The organism is Pseudomonas cimarronensis (assembly GCF_049331905.1).
Taxonomy (GTDB): Bacteria; Pseudomonadota; Gammaproteobacteria; order Pseudomonadales; family Pseudomonadaceae; genus Aquipseudomonas.
Map to the genome: position 1 here is coordinate 4,082,738 of NZ_CP186283.1, position 11,828 is coordinate 4,094,565.

At 63.1% G+C, this 11,828-nt stretch carries 9 protein-coding genes and 1 pseudogene; 6 read left to right on the forward strand and 4 right to left on the reverse strand.

Going from position 1 to position 11,828, the window contains the following annotated elements:
• Positions 1-101 precede the first annotated feature (101 nt).
• Complete coding sequence (locus ACOCLD_RS19090; protein ID WP_422910294.1) at positions 102-968, forward strand: MBL fold metallo-hydrolase; 867 nt, start codon at positions 102-104, stop codon at positions 966-968.
• Between the two features lie 2 nt (positions 969-970).
• Here ACOCLD_RS19090 and ACOCLD_RS19095 read toward each other — a convergent pair whose 3' ends face one another.
• From ACOCLD_RS19095 to ACOCLD_RS19110, 4 genes and pseudogenes are all read right to left on the reverse strand, one after another.
• Entirely contained in the window at positions 971-1,270 is a 300-nt protein-coding gene (locus tag ACOCLD_RS19095) for a YceK/YidQ family lipoprotein (RefSeq protein WP_257777759.1), read from the reverse strand.
• Positions 1,263-1,895, reverse strand: coding sequence for a flavin prenyltransferase UbiX (gene ubiX, locus ACOCLD_RS19100; protein ID WP_422910295.1), 633 nt, complete (start codon positions 1,893-1,895; stop codon positions 1,263-1,265). Before ubiX ends, ACOCLD_RS19095 begins: the two co-directional genes overlap by 8 nt.
• On the reverse strand, positions 1,896-3,248 hold the full coding sequence (mpl, locus tag ACOCLD_RS19105; protein ID WP_422910296.1) for a UDP-N-acetylmuramate:L-alanyl-gamma-D-glutamyl-meso-diaminopimelate ligase: 1,353 nt from the start codon (positions 3,246-3,248) through the stop codon (positions 1,896-1,898).
• 182 nt (positions 3,249-3,430) lie between these two features.
• Positions 3,431-5,328: pseudogene (locus ACOCLD_RS19110) on the reverse strand (sigma-54-dependent Fis family transcriptional regulator).
• A 330-nt stretch (positions 5,329-5,658) separates the two neighbouring features.
• Here ACOCLD_RS19110 and ACOCLD_RS19115 point away from each other — a divergent pair.
• The 5 genes from ACOCLD_RS19115 (at position 5,659) to ACOCLD_RS19135 (ending at position 11,808) form a co-directional block, all read left to right on the forward strand.
• Positions 5,659-7,179, forward strand: coding sequence for an aldehyde dehydrogenase family protein (locus ACOCLD_RS19115; protein ID WP_422910297.1), 1,521 nt, complete (start codon positions 5,659-5,661; stop codon positions 7,177-7,179).
• A 182-nt stretch (positions 7,180-7,361) separates the two neighbouring features.
• Complete coding sequence (gene eat / locus ACOCLD_RS19120; protein WP_422910298.1) at positions 7,362-8,810, forward strand: ethanolamine permease; 1,449 nt, start codon at positions 7,362-7,364, stop codon at positions 8,808-8,810.
• 61 nt (positions 8,811-8,871) lie between these two features.
• Positions 8,872-10,266 carry an ethanolamine ammonia-lyase subunit EutB gene (locus ACOCLD_RS19125; RefSeq protein WP_422910299.1) on the forward strand — a complete coding sequence of 465 codons (1,395 nt, stop codon included), beginning with the start codon at positions 8,872-8,874 and terminating at the stop codon, positions 10,264-10,266.
• Positions 10,267-10,280: 14 nt separating this feature from the next.
• On the forward strand, positions 10,281-11,093 hold the full coding sequence (gene eutC / locus ACOCLD_RS19130; RefSeq protein WP_422910300.1) for an ethanolamine ammonia-lyase subunit EutC: 813 nt from the start codon (positions 10,281-10,283) through the stop codon (positions 11,091-11,093).
• Between the two features lie 247 nt (positions 11,094-11,340).
• The gene (locus ACOCLD_RS19135) at positions 11,341-11,808 is read left to right on the forward strand and encodes a GNAT family N-acetyltransferase (protein ID WP_422910301.1); all 468 of its coding nucleotides are present in this window, start codon (positions 11,341-11,343) and stop codon (positions 11,806-11,808) included.
• Positions 11,809-11,828 lie beyond the last annotated feature (20 nt).

An 11,828-nucleotide genomic window follows, 5' to 3' on the forward strand; every position in this document is an offset into this window, starting at 1 on the left:
ATCAACAGCCTCATCCGCCCTTCGTCCAATGGCCACATTCACCTATGGGGACCACGCTTGATCGATGACCCTGCAATCCCCGACAAGAACAAGAGAATCCTATGCGAACCCTGACCACCCTCACCGGCAACAGCCAAAAACTCGATGGCGGCGCGATGTTTGGCAACGCGCCCAAAGCCCTGTGGCAACGCTGGATGACGCCGGATGAGCTGAACCGTATCGACCTTGGTTGCCGCGCCCTGCTGGTGCAAGAAGAGGCGCGCAACATCCTCATCGAAACCGGCATCGGTGCATTCTTCAGCCCTGATCTGAAAGAGCGCTTCGGCGTGCAGGAAGACCGCCACGTGCTGCTCGACAGCCTGGCCGCTGTCGGCCTGAGTGATGCCGACATCGACATCGTGGTGCTTACCCACCTGCATTTTGACCACGCCGGCGGCTTGCTCGCCGCGTGGGAGGAAGGCCAGCCGGCGCGCTTGCTGTTCCCCAACGCGCAGTTCATCACTGGTCGACGTCAGTGGCAGCGCGCCTGCCAGCCGCACGCCCGCGACCGCGCTTCCTATATTCCTGAGCTGTTGGCGTTGCTGGAAGGCAGTGGCCGCCTGCAGCTGATCGACGAAACCGAGCACTGCGAGCTGCTTGGCGCGGACTGGCGTTTGCATTGGAGCGATGGTCATACGCCCGGCCAACTGCTGCCGGAAGTGGCCATGCCAGAGGGGCCGGTGGTGTTCCCCGGCGACCTGATCCCTGGCGCGCCCTGGGTGCACCTGCCCATCACCATGGGCTATGACCGTTTCCCTGAAGGCCTGATCGAAGAGAAAGAAGCCCTGCTCGCCGACCTCTTCAACCGTAACGGCCGCCTGGTGTTCACCCACGACCCTGCCACCGCCATGGGCCGCATCAGCCGTGATGAGAAAGGCCGCTATGGCTTGCAGCAGGCCGCCGAGCAGGTGTGCCGGCTGGCCAGTTAGGACTACAAACCGCCGCTGACGCCCAGATTAAGGCCGATGGCGGTGGCCAGAGACAGTGGCAGCAACAGGGTATCGAGCAACGCACTAACCGGCAGGTCGGCGGCCGGGTAAGCTGGCGCCTCGGCGCCGAAACGGTCAGTGGCGCAGCAGCCGCCTTGCAGCGCATACAGGTTGAGCCGCGTACCGGCATACACCACCGGCGCATCGGGTTTGGCCGCGTCGAGGGTGCGCACCGTGGCGCAGCCGCTGAGGGTCAGGCTCAGCAGCAGGCAAACAAGCGCGCGGGCCAGAAGCTTATTCATCCGGGGTGATCTGATGGTGCTCACCCCAGCGCGGCAGCATGTCCTGCGGGATGTTCAGGCAGTTGAGGATGCGCGCCACGACGAAATCGATCAGGTCATCGATGGTTTGCGGCTGGTGATAAAAGCCCGGCGCAGCCGGCAGGATGGTCACGCCCATGTTCGACAGTTTGAGCATGTTCTCCAGGTGAATGCTGGAGAACGGCGCCTCGCGCGGCACCAGAATCAGCTGACGACGCTCCTTCAAGGCCACATCGGCGGCGCGCTCGATCAGGTTGTTGCAGGCCCCGGTGGCAATTGCTGAAAGCGTGCCAGTGCTGCACGGCACCACCACCATCGCCGAGGGCGCACCGGAGCCGGAGGCCACCGGCGCCATCCAGTCTTCCTTGCCATACACGCGAATCTGCCCTGGCGCGGCGCCGGTGTACTCGCTCAGGAACGCCTGCATGGCCTGCGGCTTGCTCGGCAGGCTGACATCGGTTTCCGTGGCCATCACCAGCTGCGCGGCCTTGGAAATCAGAAAGTGCACCTCACGGTCTTCCCGCACCAGGCAGTCGAGCAGGCGCAGGCCGTACTGAGCGCCGGAGGCGCCGGTCATGGCCAGGGTGATTCTCTCAGGTCCAGACATTTATGCCTCCAGGGCCGCAGCCAGCTTGCCATGCAAACCGCCGAAGCCGCCGTTGCTCATCACCACGATTTGGGTGCCCGGCGCGGCCTCGGCCTTGACCCCGGCAATGATCGCTTCCAGCGAGTCGCAAACCTGCGTCGGTACGGTCGAGGTGGCCACAGTGCCAGCCAGGTCCCAACCGAGATTCGGCGGTGCGTACCAGTACACCGAGTCCGCCTGCACCACGGACTCCGGCAGGCCATCACGGTGCGCACCGAGCTTCATCGAGTTGGAGCGCGGCTCGACGATGGCGATCAGCTTGGCGTCGCCGATGCGTTTGCGCAGGCCATCGAGGGTGGTGGCAATCGCCGTCGGGTGATGAGCGAAGTCGTCGAAAATGGTCACGCCATTCACTTCGGCAACCTTCTCCATACGCCGCTTGGCATTGATAAAGCCGCACAGCGCGGCGATGCCCAATTCCGGCACCACGCCAACATGCCGCGCCGCCGCCAGCACCGCCAGGGCGTTGGCGACGTTGTGCTGGCCGGTCAGCTGCCAGTCCACGGTGCCGGCAACCTTGCCCTCGAAACTCACCTCGAAGCGCGAGCCGTCGGCGCTGAGCAGGCGCGCCTGCCATTGGCCGCCTTCGCCGGTGGTCTGTACCGGCGTCCAGCAACCCATCTGGATAACGCGTTTGAGCGCTGGTTCAGTGGTCGGATGAATGATCAGGCCATCACCCGGAATGGTGCGTACCAGATGGTGGAACTGTCGCTCGATGGCCGCCAGATCCGGGAAGATGTCCGCGTGATCGAACTCCAAGTTATTCAGAATCGCGGTGCGCGGGCGGTAGTGCACGAACTTGCTGCGCTTGTCGAAGAAGGCGCTGTCGTACTCGTCGGCTTCCACCACAAAGAACGGCGTGCCACCCAAACGCGCGGAAATGCCGAAGTTCTGCGGCACGCCGCCAATCAAAAAGCCCGGGCTCATACCGGCATGCTCGAGCACCCAGGCCAGCATGCTGGAACTGCTGGTTTTGCCATGAGTACCGGCCACCGCCATCACCCAACGGCCTTGCAGCACATGGTCGGCCAGCCACTGGGGGCCGCTGACATAGGGCAGGCCCTTGTTCAGCACATATTCCACTGCTGGGTTGCCACGCGACAGGGCGTTGCCAACCACCACCAAGTCCGGCGCGGGGTCGAGTTGAGCGGCGTCATAGCCCTGGGTCAGTTCGATACCCTGAGCTTCCAACTGGGTGCTCATAGGCGGGTAAACGTTGGCGTCGGAGCCGGTCACGCGGTGGCCGAGTTCCTTGGCCAGCACGGCCAGCGAGCCCATAAAAGTGCCGCAGATGCCGAGAATATGGATATGCATGATTTACCTTGCAGGCGTCGTCAGAGCCGGTGAAGAAGGCGGGATAAAAACTGGCCGCAGATTAGCACAGCCCCCTTGGCCATTTCCGTAGGTTGGCGTTGAGGTGCGCAGCGCCGAAGCCCAACAACACACGCTGCCTGTTGTCTGTTGGGCTTCGCTACGCTCAACACCAACCTACGGCTTTAGCCGCGCCGGGCAATCCCGTGTTTACGCAACTTGCGGTACAGGGTGTTGCGGCTGATGCCCAGCTGTTCGGCGCTGCGGCTCATCTGCCAGTGCTGCGCATCTAGGACCGCAAGCAGCGCGGTGCGTTCGGCGTCGCCCAACTGGTCGGGCTTGGCCGCCGGCAACAGCGCCTGCGCGGGACGGGCATGGCGAATTTCGGCGGGCAGCTCGGCGTGAATGATCACACCGTTTTCGCACAGCGCGCAGAGGGTGCGCAGCACATTACGCAGTTGCCGCACATTGCCCGGCCAGGAATAACCGAGCAGCGCCTCGCGGGCCGCATCATCGAGGCGTACAAGTTGCCCGCGCGCCTCTTCACCGAGAAGAAAATCCAGCAATGCCAGCTTGTCGCTGCGCTCACGCAAAGGTGGCAGGTCTATCGCCAGGCCATTGAGGCGATAGAACAGGTCCTGACGGAACTCGCCGCTGGCCACCCGTTCATTGAGGTCGCGGTGGCTGGCGCTGATCACCCGCACATCGATAGCCTGCGACTCACCGCCAATCGGCTCGACCCGACGTTCTTCCAATACCCGCAACAAGCGGGTTTGCAGCGCCAGCGGCATATCGCCGATTTCATCAAGAAACAGCGTGCCGCCATCAGCCTGCTGCAACTTGCCGCGCATGCCTTCCTTGCGCGCCCCGGTAAAGCTGCCGCCGCGATAACCGAACAGCTCGCTCTCGATCAGGCTCTCAGGAATTGCCGCGCAGTTCAGCGCAACAAAGGGTTTGCCACCACGCGAGCTGACCTGATGCAGGGCCTTGGCAAAGGCCTCCTTGCCGGTGCCGGTTTCGCCGCCAATCAGCAGCGGCACATCGCGTTCATACACCCGCAGCGCGCGGCGGAAATCACTCTGCAAATCTGGGTCAGCCAGGCACAGCCCTGGCGTAGCCACGCTCGCCAAAGCCAGCGCTTGGGCACTGCGCCGGGGCTGGCCGCGCAACATGGCAAACAGCAGCTGGCCGCGCTGGGTATACAGGGCCAACTGGCGCTGGGCTGCGCTGAAGCGCGACCGAGCAGGTCATCCAGGCGGCAGTCAAACACCTCGATCAAGGTGCGCCCGAGCAGTTGGCGCCGCGACAGACCGAGCAGGTTGATCGCGCTCTGATTCACCGCACTCACCCGCCCATCGCCGTCAAAAGCCAGCAGCCCTTCGCTGAACTGGCCGATGTATTCGGCCTGAGCGTGGAAGCGCAGCAGCCATTCACCTTCATAGCTGCGCAGAAAGTGACAGCCCTCGATGGCCTTGGCCGACAGGTTGACCAGGGCCATGGTGTGGAACTGGCTCTGCCGCGATACGTCATGCCGCGCCGAGGACACATCCAGCACCGCCAGCAGCTCGCCATGCGGGTCGAACACCGGACTGGCCGAGCAGGTCAGCCCGGTATGCCGGCTGCGGAAATGCTCATTCTGGTGGATGGTCAGCGGCTGGCGTTCGACCAGGCAGGTGCCGATGCCGTTGGTGCCTTCGCAGGCTTCGCTCCAGTCGGCACCGAGCCAAAGGCCGGCCTGCTCGAAGGTGCGTTTTTCCGCCTGCTCGGTGACGCAGTTGAGGATCACCCCGCGCGCATCGGTCAGCAGCACCGCGTGGCCGCTGCCGGCCAGCTGGCGGTGCAGGCTGTTCATCTCGTTGCTGGAAATCTCCAGCACCTGCTGCAACTGCTCGCGCCGCTCAAGCATGTGCGCGTGCTCGATCACTGCCGGCGGCATGCTCTGCGCCGGGTCGAGGTGATGCTGCTGCAGGCAGCGCAGCCAGGAGCGTGCCACCGAGGAATCGGCAGCCGGACCGGCGAGTTGTCCACGGCCTTGGGCCACGGTCAGCACCTGCTGGGCGTGGCGGCTTGCAGGGTTATGCATTGTTATTGTTCTCCGCTGTAGCAGGCCATTGAGAAACTACCTGCTAGGAGGTGCACGTGATGGTCGAGCATCTACCAGCTTTCCGGCCATTGCAATACGGCCTGACCGGCGAGTCACCGCGCTGTATCGCCCCCGGTACAGAGTGTCACGCAGGCTGTATCAAGGGCGATACAACCCGCGCAGCGCAACCTCCCAGCACACATCACGCAACCGCTCTAGCACAGTCATTGCGCACTCCTGGCCCAGCCCTTGCTCTGTCTCTGCACAAGCGCCACAGCGCGCCGTTCGCTGCATCACCAAAACAAGCATAAGAACCAGGAGATATTCAGCATGCGTTACGCCCATCCCGGTACCGAAGGTGCCCTCGTTTCCTTTAAATCCCGCTATGGCAACTACATTGGCGGTGAGTTTGTTGCGCCGGTCAAAGGTCAGTACTTCACCAACACCTCGCCGGTAAACGGCCTGCTGATTGCCGAGTTCCCGCGCTCCACTGCCGAGGACATCGACAAGGCCCTCGACGCCGCCCACGCCGCCGCCGATGCCTGGGGCAGTACCTCGGTGCAGGAGCGCTCAATGATCTTGCTGAAGATCGCCGACCGCATCGAGGCCAATCTGGAAGTGTTGGCCATCACCGAAACCTGGGACAACGGCAAGGCCGTGCGTGAAACCCTCAACGCCGACATCCCCCTGGCCGCCGACCACTTCCGCTACTTCGCCGGCTGCCTGCGCGCGCAGGAAGGCTCGGCTGCGGAGATCGACGGCAACACCGTGGCCTACCACATCCATGAACCGCTGGGCGTGGTTGGGCAGATCATTCCGTGGAACTTCCCGCTGCTGATGGCCGCCTGGAAACTCGCCCCGGCCCTGGCCGCCGGCAACTGCGTGGTGCTCAAACCGGCCGAGCAAACGCCGCTGGGCATCAGCGTGTTGATGGAACTGATCGGCGACCTGCTGCCGCCGGGCGTGCTCAACGTGGTGCAGGGTTACGGTAAAGAAGCGGGCGAAGCGTTGGCCACCAGCAAACGCATCGCCAAGATCGCCTTCACCGGCTCGACCCCAGTGGGCGCGCACATCATGAAATGCGCCGCCGAAAACATCATCCCGAGCACCGTGGAGCTGGGCGGCAAGTCGCCGAATATCTTCTTCGAAGACATCATGCAGGCCGAGCCGAGCTTTATCGAAAAAGCCGCCGAAGGCCTGGTGCTGGCCTTCTTTAACCAGGGCGAGGTGTGCACCTGCCCATCGCGCGCGCTGGTGCAGGAATCGATCTACCCGGCCTTTATGAAAGAGGTGATGAAGAAGGTCGAACAAATCAAACGCGGCGACCCGCTGGACACCGACACCATGGTCGGCGCCCAAGCCTCCGAGCAGCAGTTCGACAAAATCCTCAGCTACCTGGAAATCGCCAAGCAGGAAGGCGCCGAACTGCTCACCGGCGGTGCGGTGGAAAAACTCAGCGGCACCCTGGACGGCGGCTATTACATCCAGCCGACCCTGCTCAAGGGCCACAACAAGATGCGCGTGTTCCAGGAAGAAATTTTCGGCCCGGTGGTCAGCGTCACCACCTTCAAGGACGAAGCCGAAGCCCTGGCAATTGCCAACGACACCGAGTTCGGCCTCGGCGCCGGCCTGTGGACCCGCGATATCAACCGCGCCTACCGCATGGGCCGGGCGATCAAAGCCGGTCGCGTATGGACCAACTGCTACCACCTGTACCCCGCGCATGCTGCCTTCGGCGGTTACAAGAAGTCCGGCGTCGGCCGTGAGACCCACAAGATGATGCTCGACCATTACCAGCAGACCAAGAACCTGCTAGTGAGCTACGACACCAACCCACTCGGCTTTTTCTAAGCCCCCTGCGCAACCGCAGCCGATGCTCGGAAACGACATCGGTTTGCCCGCTCGCGCCTCAGGTCTAGACCAGAGGCGCAGTTGGCACAGCGGTTGCTGATCCACTGGGCAACACTCTCCCTCAAATAGCTACACGCCTGGCCGGGCCTGCGCTGCGGCCAGCGTGTTGATAAGGAATTCCCATGGCAGCAGAACAAATCAGTGCGGTAGGTCTACCGCAAGGCACCGATTTAGAGCAGGTCGATGCCGATTACTTTCAAAGCAGGCAATTGAAGAAAGGCGCAGCAGGCTGGGTATTGCTGGTCGGCCTGGGCGTTGCCTACGTGATTTCCGGCGACTACGCCGGCTGGAACTTCGGTCTAGCCCAGGGCGGCTGGGGCGGTATGTTTCTCGCCACCCTGCTGATGGCGCTGATGTACCTGTGCATGTGCTTCTCCCTGGCGGAACTGTCCTCGATGATCCCCACCGCTGGCGGCGGCTACGGCTTTGCCCGCAGCGCCTTCGGTCCCTTGGGCGGTTTTCTCACCGGCACGGCGATCCTGATCGAATACGCCATTGCCCCAGCGGCGATTGCGGTGTTTATCGGCGCCTACTGTGAGTCGCTGTTCGGCATTGGCGGCTGGGCGATCTACCTGGCCTTCTATGTGCTGTTTATCGGCATCCATATCTTCGGCGTCGGCGAGGCATTGAAGCTGATGTTTATCATCACCGCCGTGGCAGCGATTGCCCTCGGCGTGTTTATCGTCGCGATGGTGCCGCACTTCTCGGTGGCCAACCTACTCGACATTCCGGTGACCGAAGCCACAGGCGCCAGCAGTTTCCTGCCGTTCGGCTATGTCGGCGTGTGGGCGGCGATCCCCTATGCGATCTGGTTTTTCCTCGCGGTTGAAGGCGTACCACTGGCCGCTGAAGAAACCCGCAATCCTCAGCGCGACATGCCACGCGGGCTGATCGGCGCCATGCTGGTACTGCTGGCCTTTGCCCTGCTGATTCTGCTGATTGGCCCAGGCGGCGCCGGCGCCAACGCGCTGATGGCGTCGGGCAACCCACTGGTGGAAGCCCTGACCATTGCCTACGGCGAATCCACCTGGATGAGCAGCTTCGTCAACCTGATCGGCCTGGCCGGTCTGATTGCCAGCTTCTTCTCGATCATCTACGCCTACTCCCGGCAGATCTTCGCCCTGTCGCGCGCCGGCTACCTGCCGCGCTCGCTGTCGCTGACCAACAAAAACAAGGCCCCGGTGCTGGCGCTGATCGTGCCCGGCCTGATCGGCTTTGCCCTGTCGCTGACGGGCCAGGGTGACCTGCTGATTCTGGTGGCAGTGTTCGGCGCCACCATCTCCTACGTGCTGATGATGGCCGCGCACATCACCCTGCGCGTGCGCCGTCCGGAGATGCATCGCCCGTATCGCACCCCAGGCGGCATCGTTACCTCGGGCATCGCTCTGGTGCTGGCCTGCGTGGCCGTGGTGGCCGGTTTCCTGGTCGACCCACGGGTGGTGATTGGTGCCGCGATTATCTACGCCGTGCTGATCGCCTACTTCGCCCTGTACAGTCGCCATCACCTGGTGGCCGGTACGCCGGAAGAAGAATTCGTCGCCATCGGTAAAGCCGAGGCCGCGCTCAAGTAATACCCGTCACGTTGGCGCAGCATGATCGTGCGGCGCCAACGTGACGCTTGGGAGACACGCAATGTCCAGTTTTCAGCACACGGTAGGCGGTGAAACCTACCGTTTCGACAGCCTCGCCGAAGTGATGGCCAAGGCCAGCCCGGCACGCTCCGGCGACTATCTAGCGGGCGTGGCGGCAAGCAATGCCGGCGAACGGGTCGCGGCGCAGATGGCCCTGGCCGATATTCCGCTCAAGCATTTCCTCACCGAGGCGCTGATTCCTTACGAGACTGATGAGGTCACCCGGCTGATTATCGACAGCCATGATGCGGCGGCCTTCGCCCCGGTCGGCCACCTGACTGTCGGCGGCTTTCGCGACTGGCTGCTCGGCGACAGCGCCGATGAAGCCAGCCTGCGCGCCCTCGCACCCGGCCTCACGCCAGAAATGGCCGCGGCAGTAGCGAAGATCATGCGCGTGCAGGACCTGGTGCTGGTGGCGCAGAAAATCCGTGTGGTCAGCCGTTTTCGCAACACCGTTGGCCTGCGCGGGCGTATGTCCACTCGCCTGCAACCGAATCATCCGACCGACGAACCGGCCGGCATTGCCGCGAGCATTCTCGACGGCCTGCTGTACGGCAACGGCGACGCCATGATCGGCATCAACCCGGCCACCGACAGCATCAGTTCGATCTGCGAGATGCTGAAGATGCTCGACGGCATCATTCAGCGTTATGAAATCCCCACCCAGGCCTGCGTGTTGACCCACGTCACCACCTCGATCGAGGCGATCAACCGTGGCGTGCCGCTGGACCTGGTGTTCCAGTCGATTGCCGGCACTGAAGCAGCCAACGCCAGCTTTGGCGTCAGCCTGAAAATTCTGCAGGAAGGCTACGACGCCGGCCTCAGCCTCAAACGCGGCACCTTGGGCAACAACCTGATGTATTTCGAAACCGGCCAGGGCAGCGCGCTGTCCGCTGGGGCCCACCATGGCCTCGACCAGCAAACCTGCGAGACCCGCGCCTATGCAGTGGCACGGCACTTCAAGCCGTTTCTGGTGAATACCGTGGTCGGTTTTATCGGCCCGGAGTACCTGTATAACGGCAAGCAGATCATCCGCGCCGGCCTGGAAGACCACTTCTGCGGCAAACTGCTGGGCCTGCCGATGGGTTGCGACATCTGCTACACCAACCATGCCGAAGCCGATCAGGACGACATGGACGTGCTGTTGACCCTGCTCGGCGTGGCCGGGATCAATTTCATCATGGGCATCCCCGGTTCCGACGACGTGATGCTCAATTACCAGACCACCTCCTTTCACGACGCGCTGTATGCCCGGCAGAGCCTGGGGCTGAAACCGGCCCCCGAGTTCGAAGCCTGGCTGCAGCGCATGGGCATCTTCACCCAGGCCGACGGCCGCCCGCGCATGGGCAATAGCCTGCCGCCGGCGTTTCGTCAGGCCCTGGCGCAGCTGGGTTAATCAAGGAGCCGCTTATGTACGATGACACCCCACTCAGCAGCGCCAGCGAGAATCCCTGGCAGCAACTGCGCAACCTGACCCCGGCGCGCATTGCTCTGGGTCGTGCCGGCACCAGCATGCCGACCCGCGCGCAGCTGGATTTCCAGTTCGCCCACGCCCAGGCTCGCGATGCCGTGCACTTGCCGTTTGATCACGCCGCGCTGGCCGCTGGCCTGGCTCACCAGCATCGACAGAGCCTGCTGCTGCACAGTGCCGCCAAGGACCGCGACACCTACCTGCAACGCCCGGACTTGGGTCGGCGCTTAAGCCACGAATCAGCCGAGCTGCTGGGGCAGCACCGCGAAAACAATCCGGATGGCTACGACCTGGCTATCGTCATCGCCGACGGCCTTTCTGCCCTGGCCGTGCACCGCAATGCCCTGCCCATGGTGGCGCATATCGAGGAACAGGCCGCTGCCGAAGGCTGGAGCGTGGCGCCCGTCGCTCTGGTGACCCAGGGCCGCGTGGCGGTGGCCGATGAAGTGGCCGAGCTGCTCGGCGCGCGCATGGTGGTGATCCTGATTGGCGAGCGCCCCGGCCTGAGTTCACCGGACAGCCTGGGGCTGTATTTCACCTACGCGCCCAAGGTTGGCCTGACCGACGCCTACCGCAACTGCATCTCCAACGTGCGCCAGGAGGGCCTGAGCTACGCCATGGCCAGCCACCGCCTGTTGTACCTGATGCGCGAGGCCTGCCGCCGCCAGCTGTCGGGGGTCAACCTCAAGGATGAGGCCGACGTACCGCTGCTGGCCGGCGGCGTACCGCGCGAGAACTTCCTGCTGGGCTAGGCCCATGCATATGTCGATGTAACACCAGGCCATGTGGGAGGGGCCTTAGCCGCGATTGACCTTACAGACGCTGAAGGCGTCGCGGCTAAAGCCCCTCCCAGGACAATCAGCAGATCCGACGCACGATTACAACCAAACGCTTGTTTGGATTGCACTTTCCAAAAGCTTTAGGCAGCATCGGGGTCGTTCGCAGGCAGCGCTGCCGTGTTGCCGAAGCCATCCACATGACTTTAAGTAGAGGCTCACCATGCGCATCGTCCAAGCGACCCTAGAGCATCTGGATCAACTCACGCCACTGTTCGTCAATTACCGCGAACACTTTGGCCAGCTGCCCTACCCCGACTCCTCGCGCAAATTTCTGGAAAAGCGCATCAGCCGCAAGGAGTCGGTGATCTACCTGGCCATGGCCGATGACGAGGACAAGATTCTCGGCTTCTGCCAGCTCTACTCGAGCTTCTCCTCGCTGTCGCTCAAGCGCGTGTGGATTCTCAACGACATCTACGTCTGCCAGGACGCACGCCGCCAGCTGGTGGCCGACCGCCTGATCCAGACCGCCAAGCAGATGGCCAAAGAGACCAACGCCGTGCGCCTGCGCGTGGCGTCCAGTGTCGACAACGAAGTCGCGCACAAGCTCTACGAATCCATCGGATTCAAAGAAGACACCGAGTTCAAGAGTTTTGTCCTGCCGATCACCGAAGACTTCACCGCGCCGTAACAGCCCGCAGGCCTGCGACG